17 protein-coding genes are annotated in these 18,429 nt (G+C 28.6%); 14 read left to right on the plus strand and 3 right to left on the minus strand.

The window, feature by feature from the left end; all coding sequences use genetic code 11:
• The first annotated feature begins 10 nt into the window (after nt 1-10).
• Genes JW646_RS16050 through JW646_RS16060 form a run of 3 tightly spaced genes read left to right on the plus strand, consistent with a single transcriptional unit; the run spans nt 11 to nt 3,962 of the window.
• A complete protein-coding gene (locus tag JW646_RS16050) occupies nt 11-1,042 on the plus strand; it encodes a methylcobamide:CoM methyltransferase MtbA (protein WP_148556472.1) in 1,032 nt (343 codons plus the stop codon).
• Entirely contained in the window at nt 1,035-2,840 is a 1,806-nt protein-coding gene (locus JW646_RS16055; RefSeq protein ID WP_148556473.1) for an ASKHA domain-containing protein, read from the plus strand. The genes JW646_RS16050 and JW646_RS16055 overlap by 8 nt, the downstream gene beginning before the upstream one ends.
• A gap of 24 nt (nt 2,841-2,864) precedes the next feature.
• Nucleotides 2,865-3,962 (plus strand): uroporphyrinogen decarboxylase family protein, encoded by a 1,098-nt coding sequence (locus JW646_RS16060; RefSeq protein WP_228415644.1) that lies wholly within the window; start codon nt 2,865-2,867, stop codon nt 3,960-3,962.
• A gap of 55 nt (nt 3,963-4,017) precedes the next feature.
• On the opposite strand, the gene JW646_RS16065 is transcribed toward JW646_RS16060, so the two are convergent.
• On the minus strand, nt 4,018-6,231 hold the full coding sequence (locus JW646_RS16065; RefSeq protein ID WP_074915896.1) for a YhgE/Pip domain-containing protein: 2,214 nt from the start codon (nt 6,229-6,231) through the stop codon (nt 4,018-4,020).
• Nucleotides 6,232-6,406: 175 nt separating this feature from the next.
• On the opposite strand from JW646_RS16065, the gene JW646_RS16070 reads away from it, so the two are divergent.
• Entirely contained in the window at nt 6,407-6,994 is a 588-nt protein-coding gene (locus tag JW646_RS16070; protein ID WP_148556476.1) for a TetR/AcrR family transcriptional regulator, read from the plus strand.
• An 87-nt stretch (nt 6,995-7,081) separates the two neighbouring features.
• On the opposite strand, the gene JW646_RS16075 is transcribed toward JW646_RS16070, so the two are convergent.
• On the minus strand, nt 7,082-7,378 hold the full coding sequence (locus JW646_RS16075; RefSeq protein ID WP_074915900.1) for a YciI family protein: 297 nt from the start codon (nt 7,376-7,378) through the stop codon (nt 7,082-7,084).
• A gap of 256 nt (nt 7,379-7,634) precedes the next feature.
• Between JW646_RS16075 and JW646_RS16080 the strand changes: the two genes are divergently transcribed.
• Nucleotides 7,635-9,233: a hypothetical protein gene (locus JW646_RS16080; protein WP_228415645.1), complete on the plus strand. Its 1,599-nt coding sequence runs from the start codon at nt 7,635-7,637 to the stop codon at nt 9,231-9,233.
• Nucleotides 9,234-9,343: 110 nt separating this feature from the next.
• Entirely contained in the window at nt 9,344-10,072 is a 729-nt protein-coding gene (locus JW646_RS16085; RefSeq protein WP_148556478.1) for a TraX family protein, read from the plus strand.
• A 51-nt stretch (nt 10,073-10,123) separates the two neighbouring features.
• Here the strand turns inward: JW646_RS16085 and JW646_RS16090 are convergent, their stop codons facing one another.
• Nucleotides 10,124-10,384 (minus strand): hypothetical protein, encoded by a 261-nt coding sequence (locus JW646_RS16090; protein ID WP_074915909.1) that lies wholly within the window; start codon nt 10,382-10,384, stop codon nt 10,124-10,126.
• Between the two features lie 272 nt (nt 10,385-10,656).
• Between JW646_RS16090 and JW646_RS16095 the strand changes: the two genes are divergently transcribed.
• The 8 genes from JW646_RS16095 to JW646_RS16130 all read left to right on the plus strand — a co-directional run bounded on the left by JW646_RS16095 (nt 10,657) and on the right by JW646_RS16130 (nt 18,419).
• The gene (locus tag JW646_RS16095) at nt 10,657-11,229 is read left to right on the plus strand and encodes a DUF4878 domain-containing protein (protein WP_074915910.1); all 573 of its coding nucleotides are present in this window, start codon (nt 10,657-10,659) and stop codon (nt 11,227-11,229) included.
• A 113-nt stretch (nt 11,230-11,342) separates the two neighbouring features.
• Nucleotides 11,343-11,780, plus strand: coding sequence for a MarR family winged helix-turn-helix transcriptional regulator (locus tag JW646_RS16100; RefSeq protein WP_148556479.1), 438 nt, complete (start codon nt 11,343-11,345; stop codon nt 11,778-11,780).
• 111 nt (nt 11,781-11,891) lie between these two features.
• Entirely contained in the window at nt 11,892-13,241 is a 1,350-nt protein-coding gene (locus JW646_RS16105) for an MATE family efflux transporter (protein WP_228415646.1), read from the plus strand.
• A 110-nt stretch (nt 13,242-13,351) separates the two neighbouring features.
• Entirely contained in the window at nt 13,352-14,767 is a 1,416-nt protein-coding gene (locus tag JW646_RS16110; RefSeq protein WP_228415647.1) for a YfcC family protein, read from the plus strand.
• Between the two features lie 22 nt (nt 14,768-14,789).
• On the plus strand, nt 14,790-16,250 hold the full coding sequence (locus JW646_RS16115) for an aminoacyl-histidine dipeptidase (RefSeq protein WP_228415648.1): 1,461 nt from the start codon (nt 14,790-14,792) through the stop codon (nt 16,248-16,250).
• A gap of 280 nt (nt 16,251-16,530) precedes the next feature.
• Entirely contained in the window at nt 16,531-16,890 is a 360-nt protein-coding gene (locus tag JW646_RS16120) for a GntR family transcriptional regulator (protein WP_074915918.1), read from the plus strand.
• A gap of 16 nt (nt 16,891-16,906) precedes the next feature.
• A complete protein-coding gene (locus tag JW646_RS16125; protein WP_228415649.1) occupies nt 16,907-17,599 on the plus strand; it encodes an ABC transporter ATP-binding protein in 693 nt (230 codons plus the stop codon).
• Nucleotides 17,589-18,419 carry a hypothetical protein gene (locus JW646_RS16130; RefSeq protein WP_228415650.1) on the plus strand — a complete coding sequence of 277 codons (831 nt, stop codon included), beginning with the start codon at nt 17,589-17,591 and terminating at the stop codon, nt 18,417-18,419. Before JW646_RS16125 ends, JW646_RS16130 begins: the two co-directional genes overlap by 11 nt.
• The last annotated feature ends 10 nt before the right edge of the window (nt 18,420-18,429 follow it).

Raw genomic sequence — 18,429 nt, forward strand, 5'->3', positions numbered from 1 at the left:
GGTTGATAAAATGATTACACCAAAAGAGAGAATTATAAAAGTATTTAATAATGAAGAAGTTGATAGACCACCTTGTATATGTCCAGGTGGCATGATGAACATGATAACAACAGATTTAATGGATAGATCAAATGTATTTTGGCCAGGGGCACACTTAAATGGAGAAAAAATGGCTGAACTTGCCAGTGCAAACTATGAAAATGGGTGTTTTGAAAATTATGGAGTTCCTTTTTGTATGACTGTAGAAGCTGAAGCTATGGGAGCTAAAGCCACTTTAGGAACAAAAGAATATGAACCACATGTAATTGAATATGCCATAAATAGTGTGGACGAATACGAAAACTTAAAAGAAATGAATCTACAAGAAGGCAGAGCAAAGGTAGTATTAGATGCCATAAAAATTTTAAAATTAAAAAATGATAATGTACCTATAATAGGAAATATTACAGGGCCTATAAGTACAGCGAGTTCTCTTATGGAGCCTGTTGTTTTTTACAAAGAATTGAGAAAGAAAAATAAAAAAGCTCATGAATTTATGACATTTGTTACAGATGAAATCATTAATTTTGCTAGAGCTCAAATAGATGCAGGAGCAGATATAATTGCCATCTCTGATCCAAGTGGCAGTGGAGAAATTTTAGGACCAAGAGATTTTGAACAATTTGCAGTTAAATATATAAATAAAATAATTGATAGTTTGCAAGAAGAAAAAATAGGAACTATTGTACATATTTGTGGTCAAATGAGAAGTGTTTACAAAGAAGTAAATATGATACAAAGTAATGCTCTTAGTTTTGACTCAGTAGTTTCCATGAAAAATGCTAGAGCTAATTTACCAAATAGAATTCTTATGGGAAATGTAAGTACATACACATTAGAATTTGGTAGTCCAGAGAAAATTTCATTGTTAACTAACAAATGTGTGAAAGATGGATCAAATATTATATCGCCAGCATGTGGACTTGGAACAAAATCACCACTTAAAAATATACAATCTATTCTAAGTACATTAAACGCAGAGGGGATTAAGGTAAATGTGTAAAGTTTTCATAGAAAAAGAAAATAAAATCGTAGAAGCAAAAGAAAATAAAACATTGATGGATGTTTTGTTAGATGAAAATATATTTGTTGATAATGCTTGTAATGGTAAAGGTGTTTGTGGAAAATGTAAAATTAAACTTATTTCTGGAGATTTAGGAGAATTAAGTGAAACAGAGAAGAAACTTTTATCACAAGATGAAATTAATGATAATATACGTCTATCTTGTTTAGTAAAACCAAAAGAAGATATAAAAATAGAATTATTACAAAAAGAAAGAAAACATAGAGTATTAAGCAGTGGATATATGCCAAAGTTTCAAGTTAATCCTTCTATACATAAAAAATTAATAAGTCTTGAAAAATCAACTTTAGAAAATCAAAGACCATTGGAAGATGAAATTTTAAGACAATTAAATATTGATAAATTAGACTGGAAATTGTTAAAAGAAATAAAACCACAAGATGAGAAAATTACAGCAGTATTTAATAATGATGAAGTGATTTATCTGGAAACAAATGATACAAGAGATAAAATATATGGCGTGATTATGGATATAGGAACAACAACAGTAGTTACATCTTTAGTAGATATAAATTCTGGTGAAGAGCTATGTGTTGAGTCTATGATTAACTCACAAAAACAGTATGGATTAGATGTGCTAACTAGAATTACATATGAAGTAGAAAATCAAGAAGACGGAGTTGAAAATTTACAAAAGGCTATAGTAACTTCTATCAATGAAATGATAGAAAAATTATGCAAAAAAGCAAATGTGAATAAAAAACATATATACGAAATTACTGTGGCAGCCAATTGTACTATGATGCATATGTTGCTTGGAATAGATGCTAAGTCTATTGGGAAATCTCCATTTGCACCTATTTTCACTACTTCTAAAAATATTTTGGCAAAAGATATAGGATTATCAGCTTGTGAAAAAGCGAGACTTTATTGCCTGCCTTCTGTATCTGCATATATAGGTGCTGATATAGTAGCAGGTGCTTATGTATGTGAATTAAATAAAGCAGATGAAAATGTGCTTTTTATAGATATAGGAACAAACGGCGAAATCGTTTTATCAAATAAAGGAAACCTTTTATCTTGTTCTTGTGCTGCAGGGCCAGCACTAGAAGGAATGAACATTAGTTGTGGAATGAGAGCAGCTAATGGAGCTATAGAAGATGTAGTTATTAATGAAGAAGAAACGGCAATAACAGTTATAGGAGAAGAAAAACCTATAGGCATATGTGGAAGTGGAATTTTAGCAGTAGTAAAAGAACTATTAAAAACAGGAATTGTAAGAGATAATGGAGCTTTTATTAAGCTAGAAAAGTTAGAAGAAGATGATTACAGATTAAATAAAATACAAATTAATAATAAAAAAAGAGAATTTATTTTATATGATGATAATAAAAACAAACTTTTAATTACACAGGGTGATATTAGACAAGTTCAGTTATCCAAGGGAGCCATACTCTCTGGTTTTTATGCACTACTTAAAAAAGCTAATATTGAAATGAAAGACTTGAAAAAAGTAATGATAGCAGGTCAATTTGGAGCTCATGTTAGTGTAGACAGTTTAGTTGGAACAGGGATTTTACCTATGGAAGTAAAAGAAAAAATAGTTTATGTAGGTAATTCTTCAAAAACAGGAGCTTATATGGCATTAATGTCTAAGGAAGCTAAAAAAGATATGGAATTGCTTTCTAAAAATATGGAATATATGGAGCTTGGAGCATCAGAAGGTTATGAAAGATTATTTTCTAGCTGTTTAAAGTTCCCATCTAATCAATTATAAATTTATTAAACTGGGGGTATTACAATGCATAAAGATGACCAAATGACTCCTAAGGAAAGACTAGCAGGATTTTTTAGTGGAAAACCCATAGATAGAATACCAGCACTACCATTTGTAACATCAGTATCAGGAAAAGTAGCTGAAATTACACATAAAGAAAAAAGAAGTTGTGCTAAAAACCAAGCTCAGGCACAAATAGCTTGTTATGAGAGATTTGGAAATGACAGTATTTCTATAGAATACGGACTTCATGGCGTTGGTATTGCACTAGGTAGTAAAACTAATGATCCAGAAGATGGGGTACCAGCCATAATAGATCATTATTTAAAAAATCTTAAAGATTTAAGTTCTTTAGATTTATCAAAAATAGAAAGAAAAAATGACCCATGGTACCAATTAAATTATGATGCTTATCATATTTGTATGGAGAAATATGGCCATGAAGTTGGAGCATCTTTAAGTATTCATGGACCAATAACAGCAGCAGGGAGTATTTATCCTGTTGAAAAATTATTAAGATCCATAAGAAAAGAACCGGAAAAAGTTCACGAATTATTAAGATTTAGTACAGATGCAACTAAAATAGTAATGAAAGATTTCTTAGAGGCAGGATCAGGAATATCTTTATGCGATCCAATAGCGTCAGGTACACTAATAGACAAGAAAACTTATAGAGAGTTTGTTCTTCCATATACAAAAGAAATAGTAGATTATGTACATAGTTTTGGAAAATCCCTTACATATCATGTTTGTGGGGAAACTTCACATATGACTCTAGACTTGGTGGAAAGTGGTTGTAATATGCTAAGTATAGACAATAGAGTTAGTTTATTTGATACAAAAAAACTTGTGGGTGACAGACTTCCTATTGTTGGTAATGTGGATCCAGTAGAAGTAATGATGCTTGGGTCAAAAGAAGATGTTTATGCAGGTGTAAAAAAATGTATAAAAGATGGTTATGACAGTCCAAAGGGATATTTACTAAGTACAGGATGTGGTATACCTATTAACACTCCTATAGAAAATATAGATGCATTTATGGCAGCTGCAAGAAAATATGGCAAGTGGCCAATAAATAGTGATAACTTTAAAGAAGAAATATTAGCAAAATCAACATTATAGTAGTAAAAATAAAAATAAGGATTATGTTTATAAACATAATCCTTATTTTTATTTATTAAACTGCTAATTTGTCGTCCATATCATCTTCAGTAATAATATTATTTTTAGATTTATATCTTACTTTAAATTCAAGGAATGCAATTGTTATTAAAATCATTACTACAGCTATAGTAGCAAGGAAAATTAAATGACTCTCTATACTTGTTCCTCCAGATATTGTACTTCTAAATGCAGTAACTACATGAGTAAATGGAAGATAATCCGTTATTTTAGATACAAAATCACCTGATAATTCTAAAGGATAAGTACCTGTAGAACCAGATAACTGAATAACCATAAATATTAGAACTAAGAACTTACCAACTACTCCAAATGCCACATTAAAGAAGTATATAATACTCATAAAGGCTATTGCGGCAACAACTGCAACTAATATAGTACCATTTAAATCAGCTGGGCTAAATCCATTGAAGAAGCTTAAAGCTGAGATCATTCCTACAGCAGCTAATATTATTGCAGGATACATAACACTTGCTTTGCTTAACCATAATCTAAAGCCTGATTTTATTTTTGAGCTATTTTTAGTTAATGGATAAACTGTGCAGAATCCCATACATCCAACCCAAAGACCAACAACCATCATATATGCAGCCATGGCATGACCATTATCTGCAACTTTAGTTATTTTAGTTTCAGATGAGTCTACAGGCGATGCAAACATTTTTAATGTGTCATCGTTTATTGTAGAAGTAGTATCTTTTACAGATTTAGCTCCGTCAGCTAAACTTGTTTGAAGAGTATTACTTCCATCATACGCAGTTTTTAAACCATCTTTTAAACTTACAGATCCATTTTTTAAATCCTTAACACCAGATGATATTTTATTTGTACCATCTGAAAGTGATGTCATACCAGATTGTAATTTAGGATTATTAGCTACAAGTTTATCTGAACCAGCCTTTAATTTGTTGGCACCATCACTTAATGTATTTAATCCATCTGAAAGAGTTTTTGTAGATGATTTTAAAGTAGTAAACATTTCTTCATAAGTAGAAAGATTTGAGTTTACCTCTTTTACAACTGCCTCGGCTCCTTTTTGTGCTGAACCTGCTGCAATTTTGCTCATAGTACTAGATACTGATGGAGAAACTGCACTTGTTATAGAATCAGCTGTAATATTAGAAGATACACCTTTTAAAGTATTTGATACTATTCCAACAACTAAGCCTTGGGCTTGCTCTTTAGTATAGCCTGCTGCTTGAAGTGCTCCTACCATTTGAGCAATTTTACTATCACTAAGTATTGCAGAAGACACTGCTTTAACTGTATTATCAGAAGTTAAAGTGTTACTTACTTTATTGCTAACTGCACTACCTATACCAGAAGATAGTTGTTTAGAATAACCAGAAACACCAGAAGCTGCTGTGTCTTTTAAAGTGTTTTTTTGCTCTTCACTTAAAGATATATTTGGAATAGAGATTCCTTTAACAGCAGAGTTTAACTGATTAGCACCATCTGCCAATTTATTAGCACCATTTGCAAGTTCCCCAGAAGCTGAATTTAAAGTTTTTACACCTGCTAAATAAGTATCTAAACCTTGTGATAAAGTATTTGTACCATTAGTAAATGTTAACATACTATTAGAAAGAGTGTTTAAACCATTGCTTAGTTTTACACCACCATCTTTTAAATCACCTAAGCCGTCTTTAAGTTCTAAAGAACCGTCAGATGCTTCTTTAAGTCCATCACCTACAGTGTCAAACTGTTCAAATACCACATCTGCATAAGTTTCAGTTACCTTTTCAGAAATAGAATTTTGAACTTTAGTTAAAGCTGTTTCACTCATTTTACTGGCGATATAGTTTTTACCTGGGTTTGTAGCATATTCTAATACCATTTTTTTAGGCTTTTTATCTAATAAAGTAGTAGCATCTTTTGAAAAGTTCTTAGGTATAGTAATTACCATATAATAAGTACCATTTTCTAAACCATCCATTGCCACTTTTTCATCAACAAAATTAAATGCTAAGGAGTCATTATCTTTTAGACTATCAACAAGTCTTTCACCCACATTTACTTCCATATCCTCATAATCAATAGGATCATCATTATTTACAACAGCAACTGGAAGATTGCTAACTTTACCGTAAGGGTCCCACATGGAACTTAAAAATAAAGTTGAATAAATAGTTGGGATTGCAATTATAGCAATTAAAGCCACAATTAGAAATTTGTTTTTGAATAAGTCTTTCCATTCTTTTTTTAGCATATATATCACCCTTCTCAATATTAAGTTTTCATTAAACAACATGGTGTTGTTTTTTGCTATAATATGAATTATAATTTTGTAAGGAATAATATTCAATCATTAAAAATTACAAAAATGTATGATAAGCGACATTTTTCGAAAAAATGTTGATTATTTTTAAGAAAGGAGTAAATTTATGAATATAAAAAATGACCGTAGAATTAGAAAGTCAAAGGAATCTTTAAAGCATAGTTTAATAAATTTAATGAAAGATAAGCCAATAAATAACATAACAGTAAAAGAATTGGTTTTGGCTGCAGACTTAAACAGATCAACCTTCTATAATTATTACTGTGATATACCAGATATGTTGGAAAAGTTAGAAACAGAGCTTTACAATGAATTCATGCGTATTTTAGAATTACACGTTATTAAGGATCATAAGACTCATGATCTTTACAAAGAAGCTCATGAATTTATTGAAGATATGTGTGATGTGATAAATGAGAATGTCGATTTTTGCCAATGTATTTTTAGTCAAAATGGAGATATAAGTTTCTTATTTAAACTGGAGGAACTAGTTGAAGATCATATTAAGGATCAACTTAGACAAGATTTTGATGGTAAAATGGATTATCCTGCTTATGTATATTCCTTTGTTAAAAGTGGATATATTGGCATATTAAAATCATGGATGAAGGGTGGATGTGTGGAGTCTTCTCAGGATATTGCTAACTTAACATATAATTTAGTAGAAGGTGTTTTACATAGTTGTAAATTATAATTTATAACTAAAAATCCACATATAATTTGTTAAACTTATTAAAATATGTGATTTATGCTGGAATGAAAAGAATTCATTCCAGCATTTTTATATTCTAAACCATTCTTTTGGTGATTCATTAAAGTAGTGAGGGGAGAATTCTGTAACCTTATACTCTTGAATGTCATGAATTTTTAAAGGTTCTTTAGATAAATATTCTTCTACTTCTTCAGGAGCTTCTGCCTTCATTATAAATATAACACCGCTCATATCTTCTTTAAGTCCTGTCATTAATATTGAACCTTCCTTCATAGCTTTTCCTGAATAATCCATGTGTTCTTTCATTATAGTATCATCTATTGGGTCAAAACTTTTTAAATTACCTTCTACAATAAAATATTTCATTATTTATATTCTCCTTTAAATAAGTATGATAAAAATTTAAACTAAGATTATTTATTATATTTTTATCTATTTGTAATAATAAATACCCAGATAAATGTATTCATTAACAGCACATACTTAAATTAATTAATTGTACAATTAACTACACAAAACATATATTAATTTTAAATTTTAGAAAAATAAAATCTATCCGTATATAAAGTATAAATAAACATAAAGACTGTATATTAATATGAAAAATTAAATGGAGTTATATATGATTAATAAATTAAATAATACCAATACAGGCGAATTAATTAATCCTTTAAAAGATGTTCAAGAAAATTTTAATAAAGAAATGGTAATTAAAATAGAAGAATTGATAGCAAAAAATGAAAATATAGCTATAAAGATAGTTAAAGGAGAGTCTTTAACTTCCGAAGAAAAAAAGTTTATAAATAACAACTATCCACAGCTAAAAGAATTTGCTACTAAAACACATAAAGAATCGAATGCATTAAGGGTTTTCATAGAGATGAATAAATTAGATGAAATACAAAATACGGATATTAATAATTTGGAGTTACATATGATTAATAAATTAAATAATTTGAATTTAAGTAATAATGATTTAGAGTTAAATAATATATACAAAAATAAAGAATTAAATAATGCAAATGCAGGTGAATTAAAAGGTGAAATAAGCAATACTTTAAAGGATGTTCAAGAAGATTATAATAAAGAAATGGTAATTAAAATAAAAGAAATGATAGCTAAAGCTGAAAATATAGCAATAAAGATAGTTAAAGGAGAGTCTTTAACTTCTAAAGAAAAGGAATTTATAAATAAGAACTATCCACAGTTAAAAGAATTTGCTACTAAAACACATAAAGAATCAAATGAACTAAAAAATTTTATAAAGATGAGCAAATTAGGTGAAATACAAAACACAGAAAAAGATATTAATGATTTAATAAATAATGAAAAAGTAAAAAATAATACATTGTTTAAAGATTGCAAAATAACAACAAGTGAATGGAAAATAAAAGAAGAGTCAATAAATCAGGTTGAAAAATATTTCGTACAAATAAAAAAAGATTTATCCAAACTAGAAAATATTTTATTGAAATTTATAAAAGGTAAGAATTTAACATCTGAAGAAAATGAATTTATAGATAAAAAATATCCAGAGTCAAAAGATGTGGCTAATGATATAAAAAGAGAATATGAATCTTTGAAAAGTATTCTAAAAGAATGCAAATCAGGTAAAGAACTAGATGAAATAATTTCAAAAGAAATAAATAAATTAAAAAAAGGTGAAAACATAGAACAAGCAAACAAAGAAAATACACTAAAAACAATAGTAATAAAGTTAAAAAAAGATATAATAAATGAAGTTATAAAATCTTCTAAACAAACAATTAAAAATGAAGAAGTAGATTTGAAAAAATTTGAAAATATAAAAGAAAACATATTAAAAGGAGAAAAAATAACTTTAAAAGAACTTAAATTTATACAATCAAAAAATCCACAAATAAAACAAATTATAGAAGAAACAGTAAAAGAAGTTATAGACTCAAGATTAAAAAAAGAAAATAATAATCTTAAACTAGATAAGAAAGCAGTAATGTTAAAATTAATAGAAGATACAAAAGAAAATGGTAGTAAAGGCTTATTATCTGAGTTGGAAGTGAAAGTAAGACTACTTATATTAGAAGATGAAGATGATATATATAGTAAAATTATAAATCCAGAATCAATATATGTACTAAATCCATTTGTATATTTTAAAACTAAATTAATGTCTTATAGTTTAATATGTCTTGGCATAGCAGGTGTAATTTTAGTAGTGTCACTGATTTTGCATAATCACTAAAAATTTATTATAACTATATTTCAAAAATGTAATTTTAATGCAATGTAAATAAATAGTTAGAAACCCTCTTGTGATATAGAATTAATATATCAACTTGAGGAGGAAAATAAATGAAAAAATTTAATGCATTTCAGATAAAAATATTTTTAATTGTACTTATGTTACTTGATCATGTATTTTTCGCATTTCATGGTTTAATGCCAGGATGGGTACATGCTTTAACAAGAGGTGTTGCACCTATGTTTGCATATTTCTTAGTTGAAGGATATTTTTATACTAGAGATAAAAGAAAATACGGAGTTAGATTATTGGGGTTTGCAGTATTTATGCATTTTGGAAATATGATAATAAATACTTTATTTGCAAGTAAAAACGTAATGGTTGATAATAATATATTTGCCACACTATTTGTAGGATTTATTGTAATAAGTATATTTGAAATAGCTAGAAAAAATGAAGGGTTAGTAAAAGTATTATTGAATATAGTAGCAATAGTGGTGGCATTTTATGCTTCAACATTAGTAGAAGGCGGATTTTCAGTTATACCATTCATAATGATTACTTATTTCTTTAAAGGCAATAAGAAAAAACAAATAATAGGATACTTGTTATTATCTATAATACTTTTCTTTATGTCATATGTTCCTTATGAATCAATTACGGATACACTTAAGATGTTAATGTATAACTCAGACTTCCTAGAGATTTTAGCCATACCAACAATACTTCTATATAATGGAGAAAGAGGTCTAAATAATAAGTTTAGTAAGTATTTATTTTATGTATTCTATCCATTACATTTATGGATTTTAGCAGCTTTAAGTTTTATGATAAAATAATAAATTAAAATTCAAAATAAAGCTCCCATTAAATAAACGGGAGCTTTATTATTATCTTTTTTTCTTTTTCTTTTTTTTCTTGCCTTTATTTAGACGCTTTTGCTCAGCTTTAGATGCTTTTTTTTCTGCAATTTTTTTAGCTTTTTCTTCTTCATTTCTCTTTTCTAACTTATAAACATATAGAGTTAGTAATAACAATGCTAACCCCATAGCAGCAAATATGTAGTTTTTAATATATAATCCCAAAACTATAATAGTACTATCAACTATAATACCTATGTGATTTTTATATTTCATATAAAAATTTTTCATATTAGTCCTCTTTTTCACTTGAATTTTATATATCTATAATAAAAAAACATAGAACATTAGTCAATAATAATTTTGAAAATACTTACAAGCAATAAAACAAAACACTATTTGGTATAAATAAAAAGAATTATATATTTTATATAAAATATATGATATTAAATTACATAAAAATTTTCCTTATGACAACAAAGTGCTAATTTCGACAAGGGTTATAGTTTATAATACTAAGAGAGCGGGTCAAAATATAATAATTAGATTGTGGGGGAATAAAAGTGAGTAAAAAATTAGCAGTATTAATGGCAGCAATATTATCACTAAGTATGATGTTAGTAGGGTGTAAAAGTGAAAGTCCAACAGATGTTGTAAATACATATTTTACACAACTTAAAAAGGGAGATAGTGAAGAAGCAAGTAAGTTTATTGAAGATACTATTTCTGAAACTGAAGATGAAACTGGAGACAAAGCTGCAAAGGAAGAAAAAGATGAAGTTATGGATGAAGCTTTAAAAATATATCTTTCAAAAATGGATGCTAAAGTATTATCTGAAAAAGTAGATGGAGATAATGCAACTGTTGAAGTAGAACTTAGTAGTCTTAATTTTGGGAATATGTTAATAGAAGTAATGCAAGAAGGACTTACAGATGCTTTTAGTGGAAAAGAAGTAGATGATGAATATATGAGTAAGAATTTATTAGAAAAAGTTAAGTCAGGTAAGGTAGAGAAAAGAACTGGGAAAGTAAATTTAACAAAAAAAGATAAAGCATGGACAATAAAATCTGACGATGATATAGTTGCTTTAATGCTTGGTAAAGCTGAGTTAGAAGTTGATTCAAAAAATAAATAAATTGTTATACTTAAAAAGAGATATGCTCACAACAGCATATCTTTTTTTGTTGACATAAATATAAATAATGTTTATTATAGTTTAGTGCAAAACAAATTTATGGAGGTGTTTCATTGACTAATAAAAATAAACTAGGTCTTCATATTAGTAAAATAAATCACATAATTTCAAGAAAAATGGATAGTGCTGTAATTAATGCTATTGATGATAGCTTAACTGTATCTCAAGCATATGTAATAGATTTTATTTCTATGAAAGGTGAAAACCAAGAAATATTCCAAAAGGATTTGGAAAAAGAATTTGATCTGAAGCGTTCATCTATCAGTTTGATGTTAAATAACATGGAAAAGAGTGATTTAATAAAAAGAGTTCCTGTAGCAGAGGATGGACGTTTAAAAAAAATAATTTTAACAAACAAATCTAAAAAGCTTTATAAAGAAATTTCTATGGCCATTGATTCAATAGAAAATAAGTTGTGTGAAAGTATAACATCACAAGAAATGAAAGTATTTAAAACAGTACTTGATAAAATAAGAAATAATTTAGAATAAATTCTTAGTAACTATATATAGCACTTGGACTAAGGTTATTAATTTCTTAAACCAAGTGAAATTTTATAAGGATATTATTTTGTATAAAACATAAATAAAGGAGAATTGAATATGTCAAAAGTGTCTGATTTTACAGAGGGTAAAATATTCTCGCCCTTATTAAAATTTGCCATACCCATTTTACTTGCACTATTTTTACAAACAATGTATGGCGCAGTTGACTTACTTATAGTTGGTAGGTTTGGTCACGCGGCAGATGTGTCTGCTGTTTCTACAGGTAGTCAAGTGATGATGACTATAACAGTAATAATTACAGGATTAACTATGGGTCTTACTATATTAATAGGTCAAAAGTTAGGAGAAGGAAAATCAAAAGAAGCTGGGAATGTTGTGGGAAGTGGGATTTGTATATTTGCAGTTATGGCTATTATTATTACATTTTTAGTTGTAAGTTTTGCTACGCCCATATCTTATTTTATGCATGCACCAAAAGAAGCTTTTGGTGGAACTGTATCTTACATAAGAATTTGTGCAGCAGGTGCAGTTTTTATAGTTGCCTATAATATTATAGGAGGTGTTTTTAGAGGTCTAGGGGACTCAAAAACTCCGCTTATAACAGTTGCAATTGCCTGTGTTACAAATATTATTGGAGATTTGATTTTTGTTGGAGTATTTAAAATGGCAGCAACAGGGGCAGCTATTGCCACTATTATGGCTCAAGGTATAAGTGTTATTTTATCTTTAATAATTATTAAAAGGCGTGGATTGCCTTTTGAGTTTTCAAAACAAAGTATAAAATTCCATAAAAACTTAACATCAAGAATAATTAAATATGGTGCTCCAATAGCTCTACAAGATGGACTTGTGCATTTATCTTTTCTGGTTATTATGATTATAGGAAATTCTATGGGAGTAATTCCATCAGCTGGAATTGGTGTTGCAGAAAAACTTGTTGGATTTATAATGCTTATACCATCCTCATTCTCACAAGCGGTATCTGCTTTTGTTGCACAAAATTATGGAGCTAAAAAATATGAAAGAGCCAAAAAAGTTCTTCTATATGCCATACTATCATCTCTATGTTGTGGTGTTGTAATGTTTTATATTACATTCTTCCATGGAAATTTATTAGCAGGAATGTTCTCAAAAGACATGCCTGTAGTTATGGCAGCTTGGGAATATATGAAAGCTTATGGAATAGACTGTCTTTTAACTGCAATAATGTTTTCTATGGTAGGTTACTTTAATGGATGTGGAAAAACAACTTTTGTAATGATACAAGGAATCGTAGGTGCCTTTTGTGTAAGAATACCTGTTTCGTATCTTATGAGTAAAATAGAGCCAGTATCTCTATTTAAAGTTGGTCTTGCCACACCAATGTCTACAATTGTACAAATAATATTATGTGTGATTTACTTTGTGATTTTATCAAAAAAATATTTATTGAAACAAAGCCATTAATGTTATGATTAGTGGCTTTGTTTAATTTAAATCTTTTCACAATTACATAAAATATATTTTAATGGCAAATTTAATATAAATAGCAAAAGTCATTAAAGGAGAAATGTAAAATGAGCACAAATGAAAATAAGAAAAAATCATTTAAGTTACCAACGGCTTATACTGTATTATTAGCCATAACAGCAATTATAGCAATTGCAACATATTTCATACCAGGAGTTAAGAAGGCAACTTTGGCTGATTTTGTTATGGCTCCAATAACTGGATTACAGGAGGCAATTGATATAGCTATCTTTGTCTTATTAATAGGAGGATTTTTAGGAGTAACAACAAAAACAGGTGCCTTAGACGCAGGGATAGGAAATGTAGTTGCAAAATTAAAAGGAAAAGAATTAATCTTAATACCTGTTTTAATGTTTTTATTTTCTCTTGGAGGAACTAGTTTTGGTATGGCAGAAGAAACTATAGCTTTTACAGCTTTAGTTACAACTACTATGATAATAGCAGGATTTGATCCTTTAGTATCTGTAGGCTCTATTATTTTAGGCGCAGGCAGTGGAGTTTTAGGATCTACAGTAAATCCATTTTTAGTTTCAGTAAGTATAGGGGCATTAAAAGGAGTAAATATAGCAACTAATCAAGTTATAGTAATTGGCACAAATATAGCTTTATGGTTATCATCACTACTTATATCTATATTCTTTGTAATGAATTATGCTAAAAAAGTTCATGCAGATAAATCAAAAACATTATTATCAGATTCAGAAATAAGACAAGCAAACGAAGCTTTTATAGGAAATGAAGAAGGTAGGGAAGAAGTAATAGAGTTTACTGGACAGAGAAAAGTTGTGTTAGCATTATTTGCTTTCACATTTTTAGTAATGGTAGCAGGGATTATACCTTGGGAAGAATTTGGAGTAAATATATTTGCAAATACAGCATTTTTAACTGGAGCACCTCTTGGAAGTTGGTGGTTCTCTGAACTAGGCATGTGGTTTGTAATTATGGCAATAATCATAGGTTTAGTATATAGAATGAAAGAATTAGAAATAGTAAATTCTTTCTTAGACGGAGCAGCTGACATGGTTGGAGTTGCGCTTGTTATTGGTGTTTCAAAAGGTATATCAGTTATAATGAGCTCTACAGGATTAGATGCTTATGTTTTATCAAAAGCTTCTTCTGTATTAGTTGGAATGTCTCCAATTATATTTACAATAGTTGCATATTTAATTTATATGGCATTGTCATTTTTTATACCTTCTACATCTGGACTTGCAGGTTTATCAATGCCTATATTTGGGCCTTTGGCAGTTAGTTTAGGATTTCCACCAGAAGTAATAATCTCAATATTTAGTGCTGGTAGTGGTATTGTAAACTTGGTTACGCCAACAAGTGGTGTTATTATGGGAACACTAGCCATAGCAAAAGTTGATTATTCATCATGGGTGAAATTTGTGAGCAAAGTATTATTAGCAATCTTTGTGGCATCAGCAATCATATTAAGTGTTGCTATGATGATGGTATAAAATAATTCGAAGGAGTAACAAAATGACAGTAAATATAGAAAATCCAAAGCTACAATTAGTATTTAAATATTTTTCACAGATATCTAAAATACCTAGAGGTTCTGGAAATGAAAAGGCAATAAGTGATTATTTAGTAAGTGAAGCAAAAAAACTTGGATTACAAGTAATTCAAGATAAAGCTCTAAACGTAATAATTAAAAAACCAGGTACAAAAGGATATGAAAATAGTCCAGGTGTAATACTTCAAGGACATATGGACATGGTTTGTGAAAAAAATAAAGATACAGTTCATGACTTTACGAAAGATGAAATAAAATTAAGAGTAGAGGGAGAATATTTATATGCTACAGGAACAACATTAGGCGCTGACAACGGAATAGCAGTTGCTATGGGCCTTGCATTACTAGCATGTGATGATATTCCTCACCCTCCTCTTGAAGTGCTTTATACAGTTAATGAAGAAGTTAGTATGATAGGTGCTATGAAACTAGATGGAAGTATTTTTAAGGGAAGATATATAATAAACGTAGATTCTGAGGAAGAGGGAAAAATAACTGTAAGTTGTGCTGGTGGAGTAACAGCAATTATTACTATAGATAAAGAGTACAAGGAAGTTTCTTCACCAAAAACTGCTTATAATATAGGAATAAAAGGTCTTCAAGGTGGACACTCAGGAATGGAAATTGATAAAAAAAGAGGAAATTCCAATGTATTAATGGGTAGAGTTTTAAATCATATTTGTAAAAATGGAATAAGTTATGATTTAGTATCTATTCATGGGGGACTTAAAAATAATGCCATACCTCGTGAAAGTGAATGTGTAATTCTTATAGATGATAATAATAAAGAAGCTTTACAAAAAGAAATAGGTAATATTTTAGATATATTTAAAAATGAGTTAAAAACTTCAGATCCAGGCGTAATTTTAGAATGTAATAAAGGTGAAGAAACTTATCATAAAGCATTAAGTGATGATGTTAAGAATAAAATTATTGGTGTTTTAAACTTAATGCCTAGAGGCATTCAAACTATGAGCCCAGATATAGAAGGCTTAGTAGAATGCTCCACTAATTTAGGTGTTGTAGTTACAAATGATAATGATATTAAATTTGAATTTGCAACTAGAAGTTCAGTAAAAAGCTTAAAAGAAGACCTCAACTATAGAATGGAATTACTTAGCAAATTTATGGGGGTAAAACTTGACTTAGAAGATGATTACCCTGAGTGGGAATATGCTAAAAACTCTAAACTAGAAAAAATTTGTGAGGACACTTACGAAGAGATAACAGGTAAAAAACCAGAAATAGTGGCATTACATGCTGGGCTAGAATGTGGATTATTACTTGACGCCATAAAAGGAGCAGAAGCAGTGTCCATAGGTCCAGACTTATTTGATGTTCACACGCCTAATGAACATTTAAGTATTAGTTCTACAGAGAAAACGTGGGACTACTTAGTAGCTATTCTTAAAAATATTAAATGATTTTTTTATAAATTTTTATAAAATAAACAAGAAATGACATCTAATTTATTAGGTGTCATTTTTTTGTAAATAAGTATTAAAAAAGTTTATATTAACCTATTTCTAGGTAAATAACAAAAAATGTTTTAGATTTTTAATATTTAAACAATCTAAATTTGGGAAAATGATTTATAAAAATATTATTGACTTTCATAGTGTACTATATATATAATACACTATGAAGGGTGTATTATATATATAGTACACTAACCTTATTAATTCTGAAAGAAGGAGATAGATATTGAAATTTATAGTGAATGATAGAGAGCCTGTATATATTCAAATCATTAGAAATATAAAACAAAAAGTTGTGACTGGTGAATTGAAAATGGGTGAAAGACTTCCTTCTAGAAGGGAAATGGCAGTAAATATAAATGTCAATCCAAATACAGTGCAAAAAGCATATAAGGAGATGGAAGAAATGGGGCTTATTAATACGATAAAAAATAATCAAAGTACTATTACTGAAGATGAAAATTTTGTTAGACAAATAAGACAAAGTTTAATTAATGAAGCTGCAGAAATTTTTGTTGAGCAAATGAAAGCTATTAACGTAGGGAAAGATGAAATTAAAAATATCATAAATGAAAAATATGATTAGGGGGCTTTAGGTAAATATGATTGAAGTGAAAAATGTTAAAAAGACATATGGAAGAGTTAAAGCTTTAGATGATGTTTCTTTTAATATAGAAGAGGGGAAAATTACTGCTATTTTAGGTGTGAATGGTGTGGGAAAATCAACTATTCTTAAATCTATTGCAGGTCTTGTAAAATTAGACAAAGGGGAAATTGTTATTGATGGAGAAAAGCTGAATCAGAAAACTTACAATAAACTTGCCTTTGTGCCAGATATAGATATACATTTTTCTCATTTAAATATTAAAGAAACTTTTGAGCTTATGAAAGTTTTTTATAAAAATTGGGATGAAAAAAGAGCTTATGAAATGCTTAAAATGTTTTCTTTAGAAGATAATCAAAATATTAGCAAATTATCAAAAGGAAATAAAGCAAGGGTGAAAATAATAATTGGTTTTGCACAAAGAGCAAAATACACATTGCTTGATGAGCCATTCTCTGGAATAGATGTTTTTAAAAGAGAAGAATTTATAAAAGCCATATTAGAGTTTATTGAAGAAGATGAAAGTATTGTCATTACTACCCATGAAATAGGGGAAATCGAACAAATTGTGGATGATGTAATAATTATTAATAATGGTAAAGTAGCAGATAAGTTTAATGCAGAAGAAATTAGAGAAAACGAGGGGATGTCAATAGTTGACAAAATGAGGGAGGTATATGATGGCAAATAAAATATGGACTTTATTTGAAGTAGAGTTTAAAAGAATACAAAAGATATATTTTGCTCTACTTACTTTGTTGTTTTTTAGTAATGCAGGGTTATTTTCTTTCTTATTTAATTTAAATCTTAAAGAATCTGAATCAATATTAGGCTATAAAGTAGGAATGTCAGCATTAAAAGAAGAGGCTGCAATAGAAGCATTTAGTTCAAGTGATGTAGCACAAACGACTTATCAGTTAACATTTTTTCTTTTAATAGGAGCATTATTATGGTGTTTATATTATGGGTTAGCAATTTGGTACAAAGATTTTTCAAATAAAACTAAACCTATATATACTTTGTTTATGTTACCAGAAAACAAGTTTATTATATTTATATCTAAATTAATTACTATACTAACGTTAATTTATGGTGTAATTCTTGTACAATTTTTATGTTGGTTAATAATGGTTGCGATAATGAAAAATATAAGTGGAATATCTATTGAGCATATTATAAATATTATAAACAATGCAAGACCGGATATTTACATGATTCACGTACCGCAAATAAGTAGGGTAGAGTTTATTATGATATTTATACTCGGCCCAATACTTGCTATGACAGTTTTATTTACAGGAATTATGATGCATAAAACAGTTAAGAAAATAGGAGGACTACTTGGAGTAATATATGTTATATCAATAATTAGTGTATATTTATCAATAACAGCACTTTATAATACATATTCAGATGTTTTAATGAAAACACATTTGATCTTTTATCTAGTAGTATTTGTCATGTCTATGGTTGTTTCTTACAGTACATTGACTAAGAAAATATATGTTTAAGGGGGGAGAA

This window comes from Terrisporobacter hibernicus (assembly GCF_020809405.1).
GTDB classification, from domain to species: Bacteria; Bacillota; Clostridia; order Peptostreptococcales; family Peptostreptococcaceae; genus Terrisporobacter; species Terrisporobacter petrolearius.